This is a genomic window from Methanobacterium subterraneum (assembly GCF_002813695.1).
Taxonomy (GTDB): domain Archaea; phylum Methanobacteriota; class Methanobacteria; order Methanobacteriales; family Methanobacteriaceae; genus Methanobacterium; species Methanobacterium subterraneum.
The window spans coordinates 198,140-224,169 of record NZ_CP017768.1; the positions used below are offsets into that span (position 1 = coordinate 198,140).

The 26,030-nt window shown below is 32.5% G+C and carries 20 protein-coding genes; 12 read left to right on the forward strand and 8 right to left on the reverse strand.

The window, feature by feature from the left end; genetic code table 11:
- Window positions 1-25: 25 nt before the first annotated feature.
- The 3 genes from BK009_RS01015 to BK009_RS01025 all read left to right on the forward strand — a co-directional run bounded on the left by BK009_RS01015 (window position 26) and on the right by BK009_RS01025 (window position 3,172).
- A complete protein-coding gene (locus tag BK009_RS01015) occupies window positions 26-1,066 on the forward strand; it encodes an endonuclease NucS domain-containing protein (RefSeq protein ID WP_100908790.1) in 1,041 nt (346 codons plus the stop codon).
- Between the two features lie 31 nt (window positions 1,067-1,097).
- The gene (locus tag BK009_RS01020) at window positions 1,098-1,688 is read left to right on the forward strand and encodes a TIGR02391 family protein (RefSeq protein ID WP_100908791.1); all 591 of its coding nucleotides are present in this window, start codon (window positions 1,098-1,100) and stop codon (window positions 1,686-1,688) included.
- Between the two features lie 80 nt (window positions 1,689-1,768).
- A complete protein-coding gene (locus BK009_RS01025) occupies window positions 1,769-3,172 on the forward strand; it encodes a HEPN domain-containing protein (protein WP_100908792.1) in 1,404 nt (467 codons plus the stop codon).
- Window positions 3,173-3,292: 120 nt separating this feature from the next.
- On the opposite strand, the gene BK009_RS01030 is transcribed toward BK009_RS01025, so the two are convergent.
- From BK009_RS01030 to hjc, 4 genes are all read right to left on the reverse strand, one after another.
- A complete protein-coding gene (locus BK009_RS01030; protein ID WP_100908793.1) occupies window positions 3,293-5,929 on the reverse strand; it encodes an HD domain-containing protein in 2,637 nt (878 codons plus the stop codon).
- Window positions 5,930-5,983: 54 nt separating this feature from the next.
- The gene (locus tag BK009_RS01035) at window positions 5,984-7,261 is read right to left on the reverse strand and encodes a HEPN domain-containing protein (protein ID WP_100908794.1); all 1,278 of its coding nucleotides are present in this window, start codon (window positions 7,259-7,261) and stop codon (window positions 5,984-5,986) included.
- A 79-nt stretch (window positions 7,262-7,340) separates the two neighbouring features.
- A complete protein-coding gene (locus BK009_RS01040; RefSeq protein ID WP_100908795.1) occupies window positions 7,341-7,745 on the reverse strand; it encodes a ribbon-helix-helix protein, CopG family in 405 nt (134 codons plus the stop codon).
- Between the two features lie 133 nt (window positions 7,746-7,878).
- Entirely contained in the window at window positions 7,879-8,301 is a 423-nt protein-coding gene (gene hjc / locus BK009_RS01045) for a Holliday junction resolvase Hjc (RefSeq protein ID WP_100908796.1), read from the reverse strand.
- Between the two features lie 140 nt (window positions 8,302-8,441).
- On the opposite strand from hjc, the gene BK009_RS01050 reads away from it, so the two are divergent.
- The 5 genes from BK009_RS01050 to BK009_RS01070 all read left to right on the forward strand — a co-directional run bounded on the left by BK009_RS01050 (window position 8,442) and on the right by BK009_RS01070 (window position 11,610).
- Window positions 8,442-9,281: a hypothetical protein gene (locus BK009_RS01050; RefSeq protein ID WP_157809677.1), complete on the forward strand. Its 840-nt coding sequence runs from the start codon at window positions 8,442-8,444 to the stop codon at window positions 9,279-9,281.
- Window positions 9,282-9,487: 206 nt separating this feature from the next.
- A complete protein-coding gene (locus tag BK009_RS01060; protein ID WP_100908799.1) occupies window positions 9,488-10,066 on the forward strand; it encodes a hypothetical protein in 579 nt (192 codons plus the stop codon).
- A gap of 82 nt (window positions 10,067-10,148) precedes the next feature.
- A complete protein-coding gene (locus BK009_RS01065; protein WP_100908800.1) occupies window positions 10,149-10,430 on the forward strand; it encodes a hypothetical protein in 282 nt (93 codons plus the stop codon).
- A gap of 68 nt (window positions 10,431-10,498) precedes the next feature.
- Window positions 10,499-10,663, forward strand: a complete 165-nt coding sequence (locus BK009_RS12300; protein ID WP_157809678.1) for a hypothetical protein — start codon at window positions 10,499-10,501, stop codon at window positions 10,661-10,663.
- The gene (locus BK009_RS01070) at window positions 10,660-11,610 is read left to right on the forward strand and encodes a hypothetical protein (protein WP_100908801.1); all 951 of its coding nucleotides are present in this window, start codon (window positions 10,660-10,662) and stop codon (window positions 11,608-11,610) included. Before BK009_RS12300 ends, BK009_RS01070 begins: the two co-directional genes overlap by 4 nt.
- A 211-nt stretch (window positions 11,611-11,821) precedes the next feature.
- Here BK009_RS01070 and BK009_RS01075 read toward each other — a convergent pair whose 3' ends face one another.
- From BK009_RS01075 to BK009_RS01100, 4 genes are all read right to left on the reverse strand, one after another.
- Window positions 11,822-12,439 carry a metal-dependent hydrolase gene (locus BK009_RS01075; protein WP_100908802.1) on the reverse strand — a complete coding sequence of 206 codons (618 nt, stop codon included), beginning with the start codon at window positions 12,437-12,439 and terminating at the stop codon, window positions 11,822-11,824.
- 2 nt (window positions 12,440-12,441) lie between these two features.
- Entirely contained in the window at window positions 12,442-12,984 is a 543-nt protein-coding gene (locus BK009_RS01080; RefSeq protein WP_157809679.1) for a hypothetical protein, read from the reverse strand.
- 2,367 nt (window positions 12,985-15,351) lie between these two features.
- Entirely contained in the window at window positions 15,352-18,045 is a 2,694-nt protein-coding gene (locus tag BK009_RS01095) for a DEAD/DEAH box helicase family protein (RefSeq protein ID WP_100908806.1), read from the reverse strand.
- Window positions 18,046-20,331 carry a site-specific DNA-methyltransferase gene (locus BK009_RS01100; protein ID WP_211290139.1) on the reverse strand — a complete coding sequence of 762 codons (2,286 nt, stop codon included), beginning with the start codon at window positions 20,329-20,331 and terminating at the stop codon, window positions 18,046-18,048.
- 584 nt (window positions 20,332-20,915) lie between these two features.
- On the opposite strand from BK009_RS01100, the gene BK009_RS01105 reads away from it, so the two are divergent.
- The 4 genes from BK009_RS01105 (at window position 20,916) to BK009_RS01120 (ending at window position 26,011) form a co-directional block, all read left to right on the forward strand.
- Window positions 20,916-22,670 carry a Card1-like endonuclease domain-containing protein gene (locus BK009_RS01105; protein WP_100908807.1) on the forward strand — a complete coding sequence of 585 codons (1,755 nt, stop codon included), beginning with the start codon at window positions 20,916-20,918 and terminating at the stop codon, window positions 22,668-22,670.
- Between the two features lie 103 nt (window positions 22,671-22,773).
- Window positions 22,774-23,379, forward strand: a complete 606-nt coding sequence (locus BK009_RS01110; RefSeq protein ID WP_100908808.1) for a hypothetical protein — start codon at window positions 22,774-22,776, stop codon at window positions 23,377-23,379.
- A complete protein-coding gene (locus BK009_RS01115) occupies window positions 23,345-25,063 on the forward strand; it encodes a hypothetical protein (protein ID WP_100908809.1) in 1,719 nt (572 codons plus the stop codon). The genes BK009_RS01110 and BK009_RS01115 overlap by 35 nt, the downstream gene beginning before the upstream one ends.
- A 312-nt stretch (window positions 25,064-25,375) precedes the next feature.
- Window positions 25,376-26,011 carry a cobalt-precorrin-8 methylmutase gene (locus BK009_RS01120; RefSeq protein WP_100904591.1) on the forward strand — a complete coding sequence of 212 codons (636 nt, stop codon included), beginning with the start codon at window positions 25,376-25,378 and terminating at the stop codon, window positions 26,009-26,011.
- Window positions 26,012-26,030 lie beyond the last annotated feature (19 nt).

Here is a 26,030-nt window from a genome sequence, read left to right on the forward strand (position 1 = left end):
CATTCAAGCTTTTAGGGGGGATTTGGTGTATAAAGTAGATATTGAAAATAAAAACCTAATAAAATTATCAAAAACAAATTTTAGTCAGCTTAATCTGAAAGAAAGATATGATATTGAAGAATGGATCGAGAAAACACCAGAAATACTAGGTGAAGAACTTTTAATTATTAATAAAGAACTTATTCTCCCATCAGGCATTAGACTAGATTTATTAGCAATAGATAAAAAAGCAAATTTAGTTGTCATAGAATTAAAAAGGGATGATTCTGGTAGAAATTTAGAATGGCAATCCATAAAGTATGTTTCATATTGTTCTAATTTTTTAGTAGAAGACATCTTCAAATATTTTGCAGAATATTTAGGATCTGATGAAGACGAAGCACAACTACTCATTGAAGAGTTCATTGATGAAGAAATGGATAAACTCAATGAAAATCAGCGCATAATATTAGTCTCGAAAGAATTTCATTCTGATGTTGTTTCTGCCGTATTGTGGCTTAGAGACTATAAAATTGACATAGAATGTGTAAGATTCATACCATATATAGATCAAGATAGAGAACTCTTCATAACTACAGATATGATTATTCCCCTTCCTGAAGCAAAAGATTACATCGAGAAAAAGGAAATTAAGCAAAAAGAAGCTAAATCCTACCAAAGTTCTTATTCTCTAGAAAAAACTAATTATGGTCCTGAAGAGTTGGATAAGCTAGAAAACCGCCTTATAAAAACTTTAGAAAGGGAATCTGATCTAATTCCTCGTTTTATAGTCTTCTTGGAAATTATTTCATCAGAAAATAGGGTTTTCAAAAGAGATGAAGTTAAAACTAAGTTATTTGAAGAAGGGATTGGATCGAATATAGGTCAAACTGGCAGATATTTAAGTAATATTTCTCAGTTTTTAACTAAAAAATCTAATCCACATTTGCGACAAATCATCGATTTTAAAATTGGCGGTTCTTCAGGAGAAACAAAAGATGATTATTTTGTTATAGAAGGTTATAGGGACTTATTGAAGAATGTTTTGCAAAAAGTAAAAAACGAAAGTGAAAGTCAAAATATCTAGTTTAATCTGATAAATTGTTTAGGGTGTTTGGATGAATGATGAAATAACTCGAGAGAAATTGAACAATACAGTAAACTATTACATGGAAAATGGAGACTTTGAAACTGCAAGAAACATTATAAAATCATGGGGTGAAAAAATAGATGGATTCAACATAAACGAGGAGCTTGAAAAGTTTGATAACGGCGATTATCTTCCAGGATTTTGGCCTTGGATCCATCAGGATATTATCAAAGTCTCTAAACAATTATTTGAAGATAAACATTATGCTCATTCTGTAGAATCCGCTTTTAAAGAAGTTAATAGTCGTGTGAAAATAATTTATAAAAATAAGACCGGCGATGAAATAGATGGTTATGATCTGATGATGAAGGCTTTTAAGTATAACAAGAATAGAAACACAGGGCAAATTACTGAGTGGCCTATTATTCAATTAACTGATTTAAATTCTATTTCTGATAGAAATATTCAAGATGGTTACAGACTGGTTTTTGCTGGTTCAATCCAGGCATTCAGAAATCCAAAGGCACATGAAAATCAAGATATCACCCAAAAAACAGCTGCACATTCAATCTTTGTTGCAAGTAAATTAATGCACAGATTAGATGATTCTAATTATTAAAATTAACATATTAATCGGCTCAAAATTGAGATTAATTCACACAATTTCTTTATTAAAAATATTTGATTGAAGGTGTATCTATGATTGAATTAAATCCTGAGTTTAAATGTGAAAAAACATATAAGGAGCTAAATCCATTAATCAGAGATATTTTGGATACACGCAAAGATGATGGCACATTTCAATCAAAAGCATTTCTTCAATTTGACGAATTTGAAAATTTACTTTTTAATCATTTATTTGAGAAAACAAATCTTAAGAATGAGTTGAATAATCTAAAAATTTCTTTTGAATCAATTCCATATTTAAATATACTAAAAAAGATTGATTATGATGATAATTATTTTGAAAAGTTTATAGAACTTTTAAATGATGATATAAATCGTTTAAGAAATTTAAATCTGAAAGAATATTCATTTTTATTTCCCCTTAATATTAAAGAGTTAAAATGTGAAGAAACATCTGGTTTAACAGGGGAAAGGTTAAAATTTGTTAAAAATAAGTGTGAAACCTTAGATATTTTTGAAAAGATTATGGAACCGTTTGATATACAATCAATTGAGAAAAAGAATCATTACAATGAAAAAATTATGGATTATGATAAGCTATCTGGTAATGAGAAAATTTTAGACATAGTTAGTTGTTATCAGGGGAAAGTTCTGAAGATAAGTTGTGATGCAAGAGATTCTACATATGCATGGAATAGGGCTAATTTTAGGTTTGAATCTTTTTTAGGACTTTTATCATTCATTTGCAATCGTTTTCGTTTAAGGAGGAGCAAAGGTAGAAATATAGATTTTAGGTTTTTTAAAGTGAAAACAGGGACTCCTTTCATGTTTGATGATGAAAGTGATATTTCATATAAGTTTTTCTTAGATGAAGATGACTCAGAAGAATTTAAAAGAGAACTGAGTGAATTAACATTAATAGATTTGGATTCAGATTTAGAGATAAGAAGTTATTCCAAAATTTGCAACCATTTTCATGATATAATTAAAGGAATAGAAAATTCCAAATTGTTAGAAGTATTATATGGTGCTTTTTCATTATATTATCTTGCTACTTCCGAAAAAAAGTTGGAGTACTCTTTTTTTAAGTTTTGGATAATTAGTGAGTATCTTATTAAAGGTTCAAGTAAAAGAAAAGATGAAGAGCTTTTAAGATTAATAAAAAGAATAGTCAAATTTTATAAAAAAGACGAATTATTAAATAAAAGAATAGATTTTCTATATAAAAAAAGGAATAAATTAGTTCATGAAGGCGAAACAGATAGTATCCAGCAGGATGATAGAAACTTATCAAAATTAATTGCGGATTGTCTTTTGGATTTCTATTTATATTCCATCTATCATTTTAAAGTGAATAATTTAAATGATTTTAATTTTTTGATTACAAATATTGGAAAAGAAGCGAATAATTTAGATAACGACTTAAAAATATTAGATCAAATTAAAGAATGGAAGAATCCTAAAGTACTGAGGTAACAGGTGGAACCTTATTCATCGTCAATGCATCTATGACAAATAGTTTATTTGTTTCTGTAGATGTTGTTGAATCATAAACTTTAAAAAATAATACAAATTAAAATAAAACTATTTTTGATTTCATTCATTTTTCCAGATATAATTATTTCGACAAAAATCTAACTCTTTTTTATCTAGTAAATAAGAAGAGGGATTATCTTCAATCTTTTTGTTTGATACGAACATATCTATTATAGTTTTGTACGTTTCATTGACAATAAAACTGTTTCGAGTATTGCTAAATAATCCAGCAATAGCTAGTTTTTCGTCACTATTTAAGTCATCTTGATTTTTTAAAATCAAATTTATAAGTTTATTATTTTCGTTGATAATGAGATATTGACCAAAATCAATTAAAATGAGTCTGTTATCCTTACATTTAGTAGAATTTGCTATAAAGATTTTTTTGTCGCCAAAAGGGGATATAATCTCGTGTAAAGTTAAATTGTTTTGATACTTCTGTAACAATATGCTCTCTAATGTTTCAGGAATATACTCTAAAAATGATTCTAACATATTTTTAGGAATAAAACTAGGTTCAATAATATATACAAATTCTTCATCTAAATCAACGGACTTAAATAAATGTTCTAAGTATTCTAATAAACTATTCCTATCAACAAACCCTTTTAAATCAAGGTTTATATAAATAACTTTTTTATTTAAAAGTTTTTTAGTATTTACAAAAGATAAACCCTTTCTAGAGATATGCGTAAATTTATAAAAATCTAAAAACAGGTTTAAATAGCCTTTGGGTAATACAATTAGTTCTTTATCATAAAATAACCATTTAGATTTTTCAAAAAAGCTGTTAATGGTAGTAAATTTACTCCATGGTTCATTATAAAAATTTTTCTTCCAACCAATATAAAATGTATTGAAAAGGATTTTTTTCTTTGTATCTTTTAAATCTAAGAAAAGATTTCTAATTTTGTCAAATATTATTGATTCTAATTTATCTAGGAATTCTTCATACTTATCATTATATTGTATTCTATTTCTAGCTATATTCAAATCTAATAAGTTTTTTTTCAAGTTAATTTCAAACCTACATAAAGATCCAATTATGATATGTTCTAAATCAATATTATCATTAATAAGTATTCCTTGGTTGCATAAGACGTTATTATCGTTTAATTTATTAAAAACAATATCTTTATGGCTGTAAAAATCTTCTCCATATTCAAAACAAATGGAACCTTCAAAATCATCTTCTTCAAGTTTTATTATAAATTTACCCTTTTCTTTAAGATTAGAACAGGGTCTAAATTCTTGTTTTTCAATTTTAATTTTATTGTTATCATGTGAATTTACATATATTGGAAATTCTAAATAACGTGCGTAATTTTTGATAATTTTTCCTAAATTTAAAGTTCCCTTAATATTTTCTTTTAAAAAGAGGGTTATATCAGTGCCAGTAGATTCTTTTTTACTTTTTCTAACTATAAAATAATCTGAAGTATCATCAATTTCTATATTTAAAGGATCGCTAGTTTCAGTTCTTGTATCAATAATTATTTTATCAGCAATCATAAAACATGACAAAAACCCAATACCCAGTTCATTTAATGGATGAAAACCTAATTCATGATTCGAAACGTCTTCTGAACTATAAAAACTCCTTCCAATTTTAGTTAAATATTCTTCAATAATTAATTCATTCATACCCATTCCGTTATCTGTGACTACTAATTTTTCATTATTAGATGTCAATTCGAAGGTTATTTCAGGCTTGTAAGATTTTTTTATAGTTTCTTGCCTAAATCTACATGCATCTATTGAATTTTTAAGTAACTCTCTAATACATTCATCTTTAGATGCATACAAGTTTTCTCCCATTAATAAGGTTAAAATAGATTTATTATCAACTGAAAATTTGAAATTATGATATTCATAACCAACATTTTCGATTATCATAATGAATTCTCTTGGTAATTCCTTAGTTAATTTATACTCCTTGATATGGTATGGCAACTCTCTTAATTGATTATTAATTTTCGTTTCTAACATTTTTAGAGTTCTATGGATATCAGGGTTTTCACACCTTGCATTACATTGTATAAATGGACTATTATTAGTAGAAATCACTCCATGTATTTTCAAATGCTTTTGCCATTCCTCCCTACTTTTTTCATCACTAATATCAAAATTATCATATATTAGTCGGGGAGTTCTTTCAAAAGTAATATCTAATTCATCAGCAACCCTTAACAATGAAGCTAATAACGGAATATTAATTTTATGATTTTTGTAAGCATAAGTTGGAGGGAATAAATCAGTATCGTGTAAATCTTCTTTTCTATGCCCCAAGCATATTTTACCAATAATATACCCTTGTGTGTCATCTTGCAATCCAGCTTCGCCGAAGTAATCCTTAACAAAAAGGCATGTTCTTTTATGATGATTTTCACGTATTATATCCGCATTATCACCACAATAATCTTTAATATGCTTTAAATTTGCCATTCCTACATCATGAAGATATGCGGAACATAAAAGGAAAAATATTTCATATTCATCTAGTTTTTCTTTCAAATTATCAGGGATAATTGTATCTAATCTGGTTATAACAAGTTCAGAGTGTTTTATGTCATGTGAAGTATATTGTGGAAAGTCAATTACTATTCGTGAGAGTAATAATTCTGCTTTTTCGGCAACTGACTCTAAAACATAACATAACTTCTTATTTTTAGATTCCAATACAGATTTTAATGTCATAATACTCCCCTCTATGATATGTTATATGCATTTCTACTCCTTCCATGGATTCTATCATGATAAAATATCACAAGCAAATTTATGATCTTCTATGAAATTTAATAGATCATCTTTACTCTCAAATCTATGAGAATTTTGAGTCATCCAAAAAATTAAACCCAAAATGATATTTTTTAGAGTGTTAACATCATCTTCAGTAGAAATATCATCTAACCTACCATGAACAATGGAACTTCTTTTACTGTACAAAGTTTTAATATTACTTTTAAGTTTTTTCCTGTTTTCAATACCGATCTCATTGATTATTGAAGCACCTTCAGCAATATAATTAGTTATCGGTTCTCCAGATCCGGGGGTTAAAAATATTTCTAAAGCAATCATTAAACTTAAATACTGGTTTTCAATCTCTCTTTGGCTTGAAAAGTTAGCAAACCAATGTATCCCTAGTAAGAAGGTTTTTTCAAAATCAGTTAAATCTTTTAGAGGTTTTTCCAGTATTTCTGATAAAATAAATATGCCAAAGTATTTCATTTTTTTAATTAATTCATCTGAAATTTCGAGATCAATGGGAGATCCTTTAAATTCATTTGCCATTTTATAATGTTTGAAATTTGATTTGAAAATGATTGCATTTTGATAACCCCTTACAGTTTCACCTTCAAGAGAGATACAAATATTATGATCTCTACTTTGTAGATAGATATCTAAAAGCCGTAATAAGTCTAAAGATCTTTCACATTCTTCTTTGGCAACTTTTAATGCTATATCTTCTTCACCAATCATTTTAAATTCGGCACAGACCTTACCCCTAAATTGAGCATATAAATCCGTCACAAACTTAATACCTTCTTCTTTTTCTTTGGGGAAAAAATATGGATTTTGACGAAGAAGTGACTCTAAATTAGATGTTATCCCATCAACTGTTTCATCAGTCATTTTTTTAATTACAATCTTACCTATCTTTAGCTCCTCTTTAATCATTTTAATTCCTGAAAGTGGAACATATATGGTTACTTCATGGAAAACATCATCAAAAGTATCAATAATTAGGGGGTTAGTTTTTACATTTTCAAATCCCATTTTTAAAGTATCTGAAATTAAATCATCAATAAACTCTCTTACATAATTACTAGAAAAATTTTTTTTTAAACCCATATCCCTAAATATATCCCCAACTATTGGATTATAATAATGTTCACGATTATTAACATAGAAACACAATTCCTTAGCTTTAACAGGCTTTGAAATAGGTGATTCCCGAAAAAGTACAACATATTTTTCTGCAATATCAATAATTTTATTAATTATTTCAATTTTCTTTTTATCATTCATACTTTTCCCCCATCCACTTAGATTATTACTTTGATATATAATTCTTAAACTGGAGATAAATAATTAATATAAATCTATTCTATTTTTTTTTAATCTCAGTACGTGTAATATTAACGTGTTCCACTCCTCTAAGGCTCATAACTTTCTCTGTGATTTCTTGAATGTTGTTTACATCACCTTTCACAACAATGACTTCCAGGTACTGTTTTTTGGTCGTGTGAAAATGCATGACTGCAGTGATGTATTCCCCGAGGTCCTGCTGGACGTTAGTAAGATCCTCCATGGCACCGGCAAAATGACGATCTTGAATTACAGTTATTATTGCAATTCTTTCACCTTCAATCTCATTTATCTCCTGGTAACGGAGTATATAATCTTTTAATGCATGCCTTATACCTTTAGATCTTGATTTATATCCCTGGTCATGAATTACTTCATCAAATTCTTCTAATAGTTTTGAGGATATTTTCACACTTGCCTTCATCTGAGAAATGCTCCCAACTAAGTTTTGTTAATAATATTATTGTTATGATATATTATTATTAACGGTAAAATAAAATTAATTTTTCCTAAATCATTCGTGAGGAGCCCACCAATCAAAATTAAATAAAAAAATATTAAATAAGTTTTTTCTGTAACTCGTTGCTTATAATTTCAGCTAAATCTTTTCCTTCTAGGCAAGCAGTATTATAATCTATCGTATACATTTTTTCATGCTCAGTGAAGTCACTAGGTTTTACAAACAGAAAATCTATCATTCTATTTACAAAAAAAACTGCTATAAATGCCTTTGCATTAAAATTATGGGCAAAATTGTTTAAAGTGTGTATCTGCCTTTTATAAATCTTTATGTTATTTGTTCTCGTAGACTTGACTTCAAAAACAAAATTAGTTTCAGAATCCCCAGCTATTACATCAGGTAAACTTACTCCTGAACTTTGCAACCTGGCAGCCATATAACCACGCTTTTTAAGGGAATTAACCAGGTTTCGTTCGTGTTCAATGCCTTTATCTTTTATTTTTTGCACACTTTGTAACATTTTTTCACCTTTTAGTAACACAAGTTATATATAATATTTATTTTTAATATTAAAGTATTACTAATTAGTGTGAGGTGAAGAAATTGAAAAGACCGAAATTCACAGAAAAAATTAAAACTGAAGCCGTCGTTGCTTCCTTTTTGCTCGTTTTTTTAATCGGCTGCGGTTTGTTTTTCGTTTCAGGTTCGAATAACACGGGTGAACCCCTAGCACTTTCAGATCCCACTTCAGAACCCCAACCAGCCGGAAATGTTGTTCAACCTGGAAACGAAACTGGTTTTGCCGAAGAAAGTCTCGGATCTGTAGGATCTTGGTATCTTGTCAAAGTCCCTGGAATGACCATGACTCTTGTTCCTAAACAATACAGAACTACTTATTCAGTTTCAGAGCTGTCCAATACGGTTGTAAATGCTGCTGATAACGTTCCTAGTTCTGAAAATTCGGACACAGGGTCATTACAAATCATTGAAGGTGACAACGGGGAGATATCATTAGTTGATGATAATGGGGAAACTATTGACTGGAATGATCTACCTGATGACGTTAAAGATGACCTTAAAAAGTTATTCCCAGAACTCTTTGACGATATCGACGATCAGATTTCTGAAAACAACGAAACCACTGAAAACAACGAAACTGTTGCAAATAATGAAACTGAAGACGAAAACAGTGCATTTAACTACACTGAAGCAGAAGAAGAGGACTTGAACATATCTAACGTTGAATACGGTGACGATGATGGTTTTTCAGATGATTTTGATGATGAAATAGTCCCTGATGAAAATGAGACCCACGATGACACTCAGGATCCAACTCAAAATGAAACTGAAAATAACACAAATACCACAATCGACACTGGAAACAATGAAGTCGGCCAGGTTGAAGAAGTTAATCCACTGGATGATGAAGAAGAGTTCCCTGAAGACGTTCCAAGTGACCTCCCAGATGAAGACTGGATAAATGACTGGATAAATGGATGAAATTTAAATAAGCTCGAATATGGGAGCAGTTACCACCATCAACTTTCCCCCACCCATAACTCTCCCATATTTTTTGCTTAAATGCCATTTAAATGCCGTGGAGATGCATATGAAAGAAAATATAAAAACTGAAGAGAAATTTATTGTTTTTAAGTCACTTTTTAACATGAATACATGCACACCTGCAGATTTAAGCTCATCTAACAATGAGAGGAGGTGAAAATATCGAAAAGCTATACCGAGTATTTATATGCCTTTTAGTCGCTGCCATGGGCTTAGGTGCTTCTGTACCCGCTGTTTCTGCTGTGAACGCAACCTATGATGACTACTACATCACTGGGGGTGAACTCGTAAGCAACGACACCGGTATATGTTACCAGATCACCAAATCAGATAACACCACATCCGTGAAGTGGAATAGGTCCATAACTACTGATGGAGCTGTTGGTTTACAGAGATACACAGCACTAGTACAGTCAAACAGAGCCGATGAGTACAGATTAAACGCTATAAATAAATACACTGGTAACAATCGTTGGAGCATGTCATTAGACCAGGCATATAACAGATTGCAGTTCATTGGAGGTAAATACGCTGTTTTGATGAACGCCAATAAATTCATACAGCTCAACCTGTACACGCATAAGATCGTAACAGGAAAAACCTACGAGAACCCTGCCGACACTTTCTTTGGTCTGATTAAGTCAAAAAAGAACGGAAACTACTACGTTATGACAATAACGAATGAAACCGACTTCAAGTTCTTTAAACTTAATCCGTACTAGTGCCCAGTACCTGCGAAGACACTTTTTTTTATTTTTTTTAAAAGAAAAAATAGTTAGGTAATGCATCAAAGGAGGCTTATACATGCATAGCATCACACAATTCATAACTAAAGTTGTTAAAAAGACTGTTTCGGGTGATAATACAAATTTTTTAACTATAATGAACCGTCTGACTCGCCAAGTGAAAGATGTGAAGATAGATTTCTCCAAACTTGTTAAAATGGAAGCACCTGGATGGTTCTGGAGTGATGAACTATCCGGTTATCTGATTTTTACCAACCGAGGATACTATCCTCCCACCTGCGGTAACGTCGATGAGATAGTTTGGATCGTACTCAACAGTGATAGAGAAGCGGGTGATTAAATGTACCATGTTTATATTTTATTGTTAATCAGTGCGGTTTTAAACATTTTAATGAAGGTGTATCCCCCATGAAGAAAAGAATATTTGTTTTCCGGGTATTTTTAACACCAGATACCAGTTCTGCTGCAAATCAATATTATGGTCTAATAAATCAAAAAAAGAACGGAAACTATTATGTTACGGCAATAACTGGCAAAATATTTAAATTTTATAAATTGAAGGTGATAAAATGAAAAAAATCCTACTTCTCCTATTTTTTGTTTTAATAGTCTGTGTCCTGGTCCCTGCTTCCTCAGCATCTGATGCACTCTATGCACCTGACTTGAAAATCTCCAGATATACTCAGGACACCGGTTCTTTTACAGTTGCCAACGAAGGTAAAAAAAATACACCTGCAGAAGGCTTTGACGTTTTAATTTATTATAAAAAGTTTGATAATACATCTTATAAGGCTGTTTACCACACCAACGATGTCATTGCTCCAGGTTATTCTAAAAATTTTAAAAGTTCTTCAGCTGCATCAAAAAAAATTAAATATGGTTTGATTCGGGTAAATCCCTACAAAAAATTCCAAGAACAGGACTACACTAACAATATACGAATTTTTTCACTGATACCACGTAAAATCATTAATTATACTGCCACAGAACAATCCTACTATTATGATGGTGGCTATTACTGGACCACCTATCTCAGTGAGAACAATGGCAATGCCTGGGCAGATGGAAACTCAACAACATGTGCAAATGGCCAATATTCCCCCTTACTATCCACAAACCCAATTGCAACTGGCTATAATTATTATCTAGGCTACTGGGCCAGACAACATCACTGGACATGGGTAAATAACCCCTTATATGTCAACGGAGTTGAAATTCTAGGGGATTACGGGGGAAAACAATACAGAAGCAACTATGTAGCTGTTTCAGGAGTAACAAACAACCCCCACATGCATATATATGTTGATGTAGGTTATGCAAAACAACTGGTTTATAACGCTGCTAAAAACCTTTGGGAAGGCTATATAGGTTATACAAGTGCAAAACTCAGAAACAATCTATTAATCAAGATTTACAGCGACCGAACTGGAGAAGATGCAACTCAGGACATCATTGACTATGTTTCAAATGTTGAAGTTTACACTTGTTACATAAAAAATTCCTGGAGTTGGTTTTACTAAAAAAATTTTTTAACTTCAGGATCGGGGGCAATGATTCAAAAATTAAACAATTCTTATTTTTTTTATAAATTGGATTCACATACTGAAATTGTGTGTAATCTTATGTAATCAGGAAACTTTTTTTTAGGCTTATGTTTCACCCATGTATTTATTTCTATAAGTTTGTTTTTTTGATTAAACACCCTAACTGTGTCATATGGAACAATAATCATTAATTTATCTCCCTTACAATAATATTACTCTCGTTCTGACTGTTCTTGATAGAAATGTTCTTGTTCAACATACTCTCATCCACCTGAACCTGCACGTTAATGTACGTCTTCGCGTTAGATGCGTTAGTCGTGTTATTTTCTACCGTAGTTATCGATCCTGTTGCCGCTGTTGAATCAATCAATGAAAAAACCTGATAGTTCATAAGCACACCCCCTGCCACCAGTATCACCAGAAAGAAAAACAAAGCCTTCTCCCGGTTCGTGCCCGTTTTTATTCTGTTCTTCTCTTTCATACAGACAAATTTGGTTTTCTTGAGAGGATACAGGAGCCGGACACCATGGGAAGTTAAAAGATCCAGAATTATATGTGAGAAGTACGCAGCTGCAATGATGATGAAGATCTGATTTACCAGGCACAATGCCATGAGGACCAGGAGGATCCAGATGTTGTGAGTTTCCCGGTTGTGCTTTTCCATGAACATGTAATCCAGGAGATCCGGGATCACAGCCACTGCACCTGCTAAAAAAATATAGAATGCACTCAGAGGAATATTCAAAATATACGTTATCAAGATGGTGAAAATTATTCCACCTGCAATATGTGTGTAACTCCTCATTTCTAGCCCCTCCCAACAAATATAAATGTTCTAAATACAATCAGACCGAACCAGATGCCAGCCAGGAGCATTGATGCAATGTATGCATTATTGGCGGTTGCTAATTTGATATACGAAAAAAGTCCCAAAACTGTAATTATCGCAAAAATTGAATATTTAATGTCTATCTCTTCGTGCATTTCTTCCCTAATGTGTTCCATCTGTCTGAAAAGTGTGTATGCAGCTGCTTTGAAATTTTTTGAATAACTCGCCACAATTACAATGCTATCCAGATTAATTAAGAAACCCCATGTGTCTGCTGCTAGCTGAGTCGTTCTTTCAAAATGATTAAAAAGAATCACTATTTTTTTGTTTTTTGTTTTTTCCTTAATCAGTTCCTTGAGCTCCTCAATGGTTTTCCTCCTGAGTCTCTCCCTTTTTGCGAATCCCAGTTTTTCAGCAATATCTATTAATTTTTGTTTGGGTGGTACAGGGTCCTTTACGAATATTGCAGTCCACCGGTTCGCCAGGTCTGGTAAAAACTTGTGAACGTCTTCCCGATACACCAGTACGCTTTTGTTGCTGTTAACGCAGTCAAAAACTTTATGCTGAATCATATATTTTAATATTATTTTATGTGTTTTTTATGTTTTTCCCCCATATTAAAAGAAGAGGGGGAGAGAGCAAGCTGTAACACAGAGATGTAGTACACATGTTCCCCACCTCCAACAAAATATAATCTGTTCTATAATCCGTTAATCAGCCCTTCCACAGCCAGAATATTTTTTTCTCTCCAGAATTGTAAAAAAGCCAGCCCGCAAAAATTCGACAGCCCTGGTGAGCGAATCAGCCCTGAAGGTTTGATCCTCTCCCCCGTTCCGTTAAAGGTTGGGGTCGGGGGCCAACAAGCCACAAAACATAACCCTCATCCTACCCCCTCTCCTTTGTTTTTTCGTTCCCGCGAACGGAGTGAGCGCCTGAAATTTCCTTAAAAAAGTAATCACCACCAGCCACCTAAGAAGCGTAAGCCTACGAAACCCCGCCAGCCTCCTAAGAACCACCAACCTACGAAACCCCGCCAGTCTCCTAAGAACCACCAACCTACGAAACCCCGCCAGCCTCCTAAGAACCACCAACCTATAAATCCCTGCCAGCCACCTAAGAAGCGTAAACCTCTGCAGCCCCGCCAGTTGAACCGGTGAAAATAAACACCTGGAGCAGTCTGATTGTAACGCTTTGAGATCAATATTGCTATTGTAAAACAGGTGCTTCCGGTTAAAACCCAAACTCTGCCGGGCGGAGTCCTAATGCCAGCTTGTGTTTTGTGTAATAAATTTGGATAGCGTTCGTGGGTTAGCTTCGCATAACTAGGGCCCTGGCCACGGCCTCAAAAAACAAATTACATGGCCAGCAATTTCTCTACCCCATTGCCCTGGCCTGCGCGCAAAGGCCGTTAGGCCAGCGCGCCACCGCCGTACGCCCCAGGGTAGGAAATCGTCAAGGCCCATACTAATTTGTTTTTTGGCCCTGCCACCGCCAAACGTCCACTTATGCAGAATAGGCCCCTCGATAGGGTCCTCAATTTGCCATTCTCTGCAGGTTATCGGCGGTTGGTGGGGCCGGTGCGGGTGTTGATATCTATGTGGCTACCAGTGGTACTTGCGGTATACTTAGTTATATCCCGTGTATGACGAAATGTCTGGTCTAGGCATCATGAAAAATCGTGCCCAAAGCGATGAAGTTTCTCTACCCAAAAACTGGCCTGACCACCGCGCCAAGGCCGCTAGGCCAGCGCGCTAAGGTCGTGCGCCACTAAATTTAAGGTAGGAAACTTCACACCCGCTGGGTCGATTTTTCAGATGCCAGCCATCCCCCATTTTGTTATACACGGATATAACGAAGTATTCTGCATGGTCAGCAGCCGATAGTGCTGTTTAAACTAAGAAACGTAAGCCTGCGTGCAAATAAATGGATAGCGCTCGTGGGTAAGCTTCGCCAGGCAAGGGGGTAAGCAAGCCATGGCCACCAAAAAATAAATTCAACCGGCACCAATTTTTTCTACCCCACTACCCCGGCATTCGCGCCAAGGCCGCTAGGCCAGCGCCTCCGGTAAGGTGGCAAAGGGTAGAAAAATTGCAATCCCCAAGAATTATTTTTTGCAAACGCCATAAGGCCAAATCCTCCCCCATCCTGGCAGAATAGGCCCCTCGATAGGCTCCTCCATATAGCCCTACTCGCTGGGAATGAAACAATAACAATACAAAAAGCGGCCGGGCGAAGTCCTCATGCCAGCTCGTGTTTTGTAAAATAAATCCGGATAGCGTTCGTGGGTAAGCTTCGCATAACTAGGGCCCTGGCCACGGCCTCAAAAAACAAATTACAAGGCCCTCAATTTCTCTACCCCATTGACCTGGCCAGCGCGCCAAGGCCGTTAGGCCAGCGCGCCACCGCCGTCCGCCCCAGGGTAGGAAATTGTTAAGGCCCATACTAATTTGTTTTTTGGCCCGCCACTGCCAAACGTCCATTTATGCAGAATGGGTCCCTCGATAGGGTCCTCAATCTATCTAATAGCACCCAAGAAGAAACACCACGACCAACACCGCCAGAACGACGTACAATAGCAATATCGATCACAAAGATTCAATCAGACTGCTCCAAGTGTTTTATTTTACCGGTTCAACTACGCACCGATTCTGATATTACACTAATAATGACCATAACACAAGCAGACTTAACAGCCAGGGCATTAAAACGCAGCAGTAATAAATCTTAAAGTATTAAATCTCTACAACATTTATGCCAACTTGTTGGTGAGCTGCATCTGGAAGGTGTGAATAATTGAAATCTTCGCTGCCCAGGAAAGGATATGCAAGTCTTTAAAAATAATTAAAAGCTCTATAAAAGCCTTAATAACTTGATATTTAGGGTTTTAATTATTCAAGGAAAAATCGATTTCCATCATCCTTAAATGCTTTTGTTAATTCTTCAAAATTTTTGGGCCGATACTTAGCAAATGAAGTCTCATGTACATAAAGGTAATTGTAAATAATTTCTGCTTGTTGGGAATTTACGTCGTCACACCATTGTTTTAGTCTTTTTAACTTCAAAGGGACATTAACATCTTCTAATCCCTTAGTTTCAATTATATATATCTCCTTTTCAGATTTTTTGACTATAAAATCAGGAAAATAATTTGATATTTCTCCCTTAAAATTTTGATATTCGATTTTGAAACCAATAGCAAAATAATTCTTTACATAAGAAACTATGTCATCACAATTGTCTAAAAACTCAGAGAAATCGAGTTCTAAACTACTGTCGCCAATTATTTTATTGAAAACGCTTTTATAGGGTTTTAGAAAGCCTTGTTGTTTGGTAATAAAGGGTTTGGTATCTTTAACGGATATATTGTCTAATATCATAGCCCTAGGAATATTTTGAACTGTTATGAGGTTAATTTCCTGTTTAAATGTTTCAATAATTGCTTTTGAAATTTCCAACTCTGCAACATTTCTTAATACATTAGGATCCTCAAGATTGACTTTTTGAATAAATAAATAATTAATAATGAAATCTTTAACCTTTTCATAAATTACATGATATCCTGAGTTCAATTTAAGATCTTCAATAATATTCTGCGCAAACCAACCAACCATTGATCTATAATCAACATCTTCATCATTCATTTTTAGGATGTGGTCAATTTTATTAGATACAATATCTCTAAAAACGATCTGTTTAAGTTGTTCCGAGTTGAATTTTTTTAGTTTTAATTTTGTAATGTTAAATCTGGATACATCTAATGAGTTCAACTGGTCGTATCTCCGATACATTCTAGTAGACAATATTGGAATTTCAATGTTAAGATTATTAATATCTTTTTTAGGATTTTCATAATCAACTTCAATTATCAATGGTTTATAAGATTTTTTTTCACCCATAGGCCCCACACCAATTTCCACTCCCTCAATTTTGATATTTTCAATAAAGTTAATGAATGCATCAGTACCAATAATACTCACCTTTTCTTCTTGGTTTCCTAAATACATTCTTCTTAAGCCTCTACCTAAAGTTTGTTCGGGTAAAATTTTAGCTTTCGAACTAAATGATCTCAATCCAACAATAGTAGTAACGTTTTTGACATCCCATCCTTCTTTTAAAACTAAGACTGAAACAATGGCTTTGTATTTGTTATCTAAACTATCTATTTCATTAGCTGCCTTTCTCAAATACTCTAATTCATTTAATTTCTTTTTATTCCGCATACTTTGTTTTTCATTTAATTCACCATGGGTATTTGTATGAATTACTAGAACTGAATCTTTAAATTCAGGATATGTTTTCTCTAAATATTTTCCGATTTCATCACATTTTTTTGTGTCCTCAACCATGAAAAAAATAACTGCCTTTTTATTTACCTTTAAATGCTCATTGTATGCTTTTTTCCATTCAAGATAGCCTAAATGAATATGATCGCTATAAATTTCTTCAATTTTAACCGATTTTCTTTCTTTAAGCTTTTTTCTACTTTCTTTATCGGGTAATATTGGACGTTTTACAATATTTTGATGTATAGCTTCGACTAATGGATAATCAACTACTGTTTGTGGAAATATAACTCCGTTAGTCTTTTTAGGTGTTGCTGTAAAATCAATTTGCAAAGATAATTTTTTACCTTTTTGTAAGAGGCTGTTATGAATATCTTCAATCGATTTGAACCATGCTAATTTTTTTTCATGAATGTGGTGAGCTTCATCATTCAAAACTAATAATTCATCTACATTTCGGACAATGCTGCTTAAATCTACTCTAGAATGGTTTGTAGATGTTACGGCTTTTTCACCTAAAAAATAGGCCATTCTATTATTGTCTTCAAAACTAGGATCTTGATGATGACTATCATAAACTCTATGGATATTGGTCAAAAATATGTTTCCAGTTTTTCGAATGAAATTAACGTTATCTTGTATATGTAATGTTAATTGAAAATCATCTTGCCAATTACGTCCTTCAAATCCATTTTGAGGTAGAATCGGATCTTTAAAAAATATTTGGAGACCATCAAAATCTGATCTTATTCTATCTAAGACTATTATATTGGGCGTGATAACTAAAAAATTCCGTGATAATGCGGAATTAGGTTCGTATAATTTGTGAAAATAGGACCAGGCGAGTATTAAGCTTAAAACTTTAGTTTTTCCACTTCCTGTTGCCATTTTTATTACAAAACGAGCCCAAGTTTCATCAAACATTTTTTCTCTAACTATACCACTGTTATCATATCTCAAAAGATCATGTTTGTCTTTGACGCCCCGGATTTCATGAAGATAAATTATGGTTTCTACAGCTTCTCTTTGAGCAAAGTAATATCTAAACTCAAAAAGGGACCGATCCTCTGTTGGAATCATATGGACTGTGTCAAACCAGTAGTTTAGAAGCGCCTTACTGGTTTCAGAAGATCCTTTATAATTATTTTCTCGCCATTCTTTAACTTCCATTCTTATTTTATGAACTAATGGCGGGATCAGCTTGTAATTCTCTGACAATGTTTGTTGATCAGGAATCCATCTTTGGTCAGGATCTAAAATATCATAAGGAGAATTAGGGAAATTTTTAGGGAGAGGCATTTATTTCCCTCCAAACTTAACTTCAATAACTTTCATAGTGTCATTGCCAAAAATGTCCACAACTTTTACAGCTATTTTTGTTTTTCCGCGTTTGATCGGATGGTAAGCACTGATTAAATCTAGTTTCCTATTTCTCTTTGTTCTAAAACTTTGCCATTCATTCTCAAAGATAAAGTTACCAGTATTTCTTTGGATTATTTCTCCTTCTTCATTTTTTTCGCGAACATATTCTTTTTTACTTTCATAATCATAATCTACAGACCAGTAATCAATCCAATCTGTCCAAGATTTCGTGATTGGGGTTTGCTTTAAATGTCCATCCCGATCTACTGATACTTTTATTATTTGACCATTTTGAACTTTTATTTTGCTCTGATTCTTTTTTAAAGTTTTTTCAATATTTTCATCTTGATTGTAATAAACAGAAAAATCTGTGAGTTCGATTGCCACAGAACTGTCTTTGAAACGAGGCACAGCTTCAACATATGCCACATCATAGAATTTTACCTGGTTTTGTTCTACTGCTCTTTTATCAAAGACGTCACGTGGGATGCATTTAAGTGCTAAATCGATCCCTTTATTTTTTGCTGTCTCCTGAATATCTGGGAATAAACCCATTTCAAACTCAAAACCTAAAATATCTACCTTAGTAATTCCCTTTTCTAAACATTCTTTAATGATCTCTTCAACAAATAACCTAGAAACGGGTAAGTCGATTGGCCCAATAGATACGAATCTAGAAACTTTCTTACCTTTGAAAGTTTTAAATCCTTGTGTTTGTTCTGCATTATAAGCACTCAAAATCATCCCGGTAAATTCATCCTCTTTTTTCGCAAGGATTCTTTCTTTTTGTTTATCGTCATCAGTATTGATAGTACTCATATAATGTTGGCGTTCATACTTGCCTAAATTAAGGATTTCAAAGGCCCTATAATCTTTCCCTGACTTTTTAAGTAGCCGCTGAGTATCAATCATCCTTTTTCTGGAAGTATGAATAGCGAATTTACCTAGATCTGAACCGATCCATTTTCTACCTAATTTTTCAGCTACTGCTAATGTAGTTCCGGAACCACAGAAAAAATCAGCAATCACATCTCCCTTTTTTGAAGATGCTTTAATTATCCTTTCAAGTAGTTTTTCTGGTTTTTGAGTAGGATAACCTACTAATTCCTTTCCAGTTTTACTTGGTAAAATGTCATGCCAAATAGATTGCACTCTACGACCTTTATCTATGTATTCATCCATATATTGCTTCAAGTAGGGAGTACCCGTTTTGGAATAATAGATTAAATTATTTTTTTCTAATTCATCAATCTTTTTTTGGTTATAAGACCAATGGCGTCCTTTAGGTGGGTATATCTCTTTGCCATTAAACATTCTTGGAGGGCCATCTCCTGGAGCGGTAATAGGACCTGCAAAAAATTTTCTCCCAGTACTCTCTTCTACTTGATTAAATCGTGTTTTCAAATGATCATCAGATAGTGGGACATATATCGGTTCAAAAAAGTAATTATCGGTTTTACTATAGAAAAAGATACTATCATGAACGACTCCAAATCTTCCTGCATCATTATGTGCTCCCGTACGTTGCCAAATAATCTCATTACGAAATAGGTTTTTACCAAATATTTCATCTAGTACCAGCCTAATATAATTATTAACTCTCCAATCACAATGAACGTAAATATTACCATCTTCGGCTAGTAAGTCTTTCATTAGAGAAAGACGTTCATATATCATTGCAATAAAACTATCAGCGCCCTTACCCCACGTATCACGATAAGCTAACTCTTCAAGAACTCCTGCTTCTTTAGTAAAAGAATCATCACCAACGTCAATTTTCATTGAAAAATCTGCACCTACATCAAAGGGGGGATCAATATAAATCAGTTTTATGCCACCCACAGATTCTATTTCATCTCTTAATGGTCCATTTTTTAGGCTACTTAAAATTAGCTTATTATCTCCCCAAATAAGCTTGTTATTCCATCCTTTTAGCTGTCGCCCACGTTTGTCAATGGCAAAAGAAAAAATGTCAGATTGTTTGTCTGTTATCACACCGGATTTCCGAGGTTCATCTACTTGTTCAATTGTTTGAAATGGTAAAACAACATTTGAAACTTCATTAGTCTTTCCATTCCATACTAATTCAATTTCTCGTTTCTCTTCAAAAATTAAAAATCTATATTTTTCTGGGATTGGCTGCCCTTTTTCTAATAATTCTGTTATTTCTCTAATTTCATTATCAGACAGGTTTATTGTAACACCCCTAATTGAATATAACACTATAATTAATATAAAAGTATTATATATTAATTAATAGTCTAATCTAAATACTTTAGATAATTAATTGTTAATTAGTCTACTTAATTTAATTTCAAGTCCAATTTTTATTCTAAGGCACATTCCAAAATTTACGTAATTCAGTAAATTATAATAAACATATTGATATCTTTCAATCATCTTCTATTTTTAAGTTCTTTTGAAACATTTTTGTAGGTTAATTAATTCATCTATTAATTTTGTGCTTCAATATAATCGTATCTATGTCTTTCTAATTCTTTAATCCGCTCAATTGCTATCTGACAGCTTCATAATAGTGAGGTATGATGAAGTAATGATTTGATAGTACTACTGGAAAATAGTTTTTAATGACTTATTTTTCCAGTTCAGGCCATATTATTGGTTTTTTAATTTTATTTAAAATCAGTTCTAATTGAACACATATTCAAAGATTTTAATTTTCATTAATTTATGTCCAATACCATAAACAATTGTTTAATTATTGAAAAGAAAATGATTCGATTCCTCCGAAGAATTAAATTTTGAAATGTCAAGTTTTATTATAATGATGATTAATACAATTAATTATGTTACGAGCTAATGTTCCAGATAGAAGGATTGTTAGAAAACTAACTGAACAAAATTTAAATGTGATTGGCTATTCTGCTATAGGTACATCTATGAATGGGTTTAAGACAAATCCAGCTAGCAATAGAAAATTATTCTCTTTTTTAATTGAAAATAATTTAAACAGATACTTATTTGGAGTTTTATTGAGGATTGGGAATCTTGATATAGACAACATTGCATTTCAAGAAGAATTATTTAATCCTAACCAAATAAAACAGATAGTCAAAGAAAGTTTTATAAAAAAATTTAGTTGTAATACTTGTGATCATTTACTTTTCAGAAGACATCTTCCAGAGATAAAATATAATTACGACTATGAATTTACGTGCCCCATATGCGATAAAATTTATAAATTTAACTATCATGATTTAGAGGACGATTTTGATATTAACCGCAATGATTTGACTAAGTTTTTGGAAAGGCTACATAAAATTGGAATAATTGATAAAAATCTTAAATATGTTTGTCCAAGTTGTAAACACGAAGAAGAATTTAGTGATGATGGTTTAGAAATTGAATGTGAATGTGGCTCAACTAGAGAATTAAAATTTCAATATTCTTTTTTAGATGATTTTTTTGGAACGAATTTAAGGTTTAGAGATGGGAGATGGTTTGAATGGTATGTGTATGAAATTTGTCAATCTATATATGACCATGTCGACCATAATCTGTTAATTAAATATGAAAAATCCGGTTTAGAACGACAAGCTGAACTGGATGTTGTATTTTTAGCCGAAAATGACGATTTAACTGTTTATGAATGTAAAGATTACCTTAAAGGAAACTTAACTTTACGTGAATTACAAAATTTACCAAAAATATCGTCTTTCCTTGATAACATTTCTGTAGTGAGTTCCAGTAAGCACCTCAAAAACCAGATGAAAATTGATATCAATGAATTATGTGATAATGAAATTAAATTTATTGAAGGTGTAGATTTAGAAGAACTTTTTTTAAGTGAAAAACGAGTTTTAGATGTTTTTGATACAAGTGGAGTAGAAAAAGGTATTTTTTTATTTCAAAAGTTAAACGACATTAAAAAGATGAACATATCAACAACCGTACTTGATAGAATTATCTCTTCAAATGCTGAAGATGCAGATCAAATCAATTTAATGTCCGAAATTATTGGTAAAACTAAAAATATTTGTACTTTATTAGATTCAGAAATTGATAAATTAAAAATTTCTACCAGTTATTGCTTTGAAAATATAAAAAATGACCGTTTTGTTGCAGATTCTACAATATACCTTCGATCAATTTTCACGATATTCAAAGAAGATTTATTTGAAATTATTGATCTGAATGAATTTTTTGAAAACGCTACTAGATACTTATCACCAATCCCAGAGGTAGGATACAACAAACGAAGACCCTTCTATTATTTTTTATGTGCAATAGTAAACTCAACGGGGATTGATGTTTCATTCTTAAAACAAGAAACAATGGAATCTTTTATTCTGAAGTTTATACCAATGTTAGATGTTTATTATGGTAATATAAGCCGAGAAAATACATTAATGGTTATTAAAGATTTATGGTCATTTAAAACAGAAGAAATTGAGATTAAATTAATTGAACAGATCGAAACATTACTATCTGATACATCCACCAGCCGAAATAGTAAATTGATTATGAGTCGCTTTTTAGAGAGGAACTATCCCCATTTTTCAATAAATGCGCAAAACAAAATAGACACAGTAATAAATTAAGAAAGTATTAGCAAATATGGAGTTAAAGGATAATCCAAAAGAATCCTCTTGATTAATATCTCAAAAATATGTAAATTACGAAATTAAAAAATTTGGTGATAACTTGCTTCCAGATTTTACCTCTACAAAAAAAAGGCTAGAAAATTCTATTTTTTCAACTGTTACGAATAAAGTTCATGATAGTCCATTACTTTCCCAAATGCCTAAAAAATTGCGTTTGGAAGGTAAAAAACATTCATTTGTTAACTCAACAGGAGAATATGTCGAACGAGAATATAAAAAAATTGAAAGTAAATTTTCCGTTGAAAATGAGGAAGTTTTAGAAAAAGGAATCCTTTTGTTGGTTGAAAGATCTATACAAGCAACTGATGAACTGAATGAAAAAATGACTCATGGAGCTCTTGAAGAGATGGAAATAGCTGCGACTAAAGCAGGTAATAACATAGATGCTGAAGGAAAATTGCTGACTGATGCTTATTTGGATGCAGTAGAAAAAATCCAAGTTGATTTTGATGATCAAGGTTCTCCCTACTTACCTAGCTTTCTTATGCATCCAAGTGATGTCTTAAGGCAAGAAAAACGGTTAGATGACTATATGTACAAAAATCCCAAACATGAACATGAATTCAATGAAAAACTTGATAAAATAATCGAAAAAAAGAGGAAAGAATGGTATGATCGAGAAAGCAATAGAAAATTGGTTGATTAATACTAATGAAACCAATTATAGGACTCCTTTTTTCCAATTAATTCTGAATAAATATGAATTAGTTAAAAATACTCATGGTCCTCTTGAAGATGGTAAAGATATCGTTGCTAAGGATTCCGATGGAAATTATATTGCTTTCCAATTAAAAAGTGGTAATATCAACACCACAGAATGGAGAAAAATAAAGTCCCAAATAGACGAATTGATTGAACTCGATATTAGACACCCTTCTTTCGAATCCAGAAGACCAGATGAAACGTACTTAGTAATAAATGGTAGTGTAGATAGTTTTGCAAATGAAAAAATTAAAAGTTACAATAAAAGCAAGGTCGATCGTGGGTTTAATAAATTAAAAATTATCGATAAAGATGAATTACTTCAAATGTTTAAAGAAGCCCAAGGGAAATTTACTCCAGATGAATATGATGACTTTTACTTGTTCCTTGATATTTTGACTAGTGATGGCTCTGATTTATTGCCAAAAGAAAAAATCATTGAATTTTTAAATAAAATTATTTTTAATAAGAAATTTACTAGAGAATCTAATAGAATAAATGCAATTTCTAGTAGTCTTATAATTGTCAGTTACTTATTAGACCCATTTCAAAATAAAAACAATTATTTTGCAATATTCGAAGCTTGGACATGCCTCTGTGCTTTAATACTCAATTTCTCTTATAAATCCAAAATAAAAAGTGAAAAATGGAAAGAATCTATTTATCTCATTCTTTCTGAAATTGAAAGGAATCTAATCTTACTAAAAAATGAAACCTTAATGAAGAAAAAATTCTTTGAAGGTAGTATAGCAGGAGAAACACGGACTGTGTACGATTCAAGAGCTTTAATGGTACTGGGAACATTATCTGTGCTTGAAATATTCTTATCCTGCTCAGATGAAGATTATCATCGGGATGAAGATTTGATAGAGTTGATTAAAGAAAATAAGGATAATTTATACTTTTGGGGAGAATCCGCATTTCCTTATGTATTTAGTATAATTAAGTATTTAGAAAGAGAAGGAGAAAGAGATATAGCTATTTCTTTGCTGGAAGAAATATTTAATATTTTAATTGAAAGGAATCAACCAAGAAAACAATTTGGACTTCCAGATCCTTATTGTGATGTTAAAAAGGTTCTTGAAGGTCTTTTAAGGCTGGACTTCGATCTGAAAAGGTATGAATATATTATATCAGACATATTAGCAATAGATTCGTCCAAAGAATTTAAAGAAATTTATCCTGAAATCATGAGAGTAAGAAGAATAAGGCCCGGGAGAACAGAACAAATAATGGATGAAATATTACACAACTCTCATCTTCTAAAAATTGATTTTAAAGATTTTAATGGCAGTTCTTTTATATTAGAATCTCTAATCTTGATGTTAACTAGACGGGACAAAAAAGATTTATTAACGAAAAAATGGCGTGAAATATCCCATATACGAATGGAAACATTTGATTTTGATAATAAAGAAGATATTTTTAGTTGGCGCACCCGTGATGGGAAATTTCATGACGAATTACCAAAAAGTCCTCAAAAATGGGATGATTTAGTTACAAAATCAAAAATCATTGATACTGATGAAATGCATCTTGAAAATTCATTATTTATGCTTTTTTTAATATTGGTGTTTCCACACAGAGCTAATACTACAATCATAAACTTTTTGGATGACCACTTTTAAAGTCAAATAATGGAGTTTTCTTATTAAGGAATGGAAAGATAATATGAAATCGATGTTCTTTTTGAATTACTGTCGTACTAAAAAGAAAAAAATGTAGGGATAGGTAGAAAAATGGTACGAAAAAATCAAATCAAAGTAGGTTTTTCAGATTACCTCTTTACTATAAACTAGTAATGATATTAATATAATGAATAAGTTCAAAAAATTGTATGAGATCAACATATGAAAACGATAAGTTTTTATTAAATTTGTTTTGATTAAAAAAATCAAAAATATAAGGAATAAGTCTAAAAAATGGTACGGAAAGGTAATATGAAACCAACGTTCATGGGCGCATCTACAAAACAAGGTTATGATATTGCTGCTAGAAGTAGGGAGATTGTTCGGTCTCTCATTGATGAAAAAACCAAGGATCTGACAGCCGAGGAGAAATCTATCGTGGAAAGGATAGTGCACTCCACCGCCGACCCGGAGTATGCAGATATAACTTGCATGAGTAATGATTTTGTGTTGAGGGGTCTGGAAGCAGTTTCCCAGGGGAAAGACATCTTGACCGATATTAGCATGGTGAAAGCAGGTATCAACAGATATACTGGGGATGTTAAATGCTACATAAATCACGAAAAAACCATTGAACTGGCGGGAAACACGGAAGTAACCAGGGCTGCAGCAGCCATAGAAGTAGCAGCTAGTGAAGGTTTTGATGGAGTAGTGGTTATTGGAAACGCCCCTACTGCACTGTGGAAAGTCATGAAAATGGTTGAAACAGGATCAATGAATGTATCTGCAGTTATAGGTGTTCCGGTGGGATTTGTGGGCGCTGCAGAATCCAAAAAAGCATTGGAGGGAACATCCATCCCCCACCTGGTTACACAGGGCCCTAAAGGAGGAACTCCTGTGGCAGTAGCTGCAATAAATTCACTGATCAATATTTCAAAGAACCAATGACATGCCAAATAAATCATAT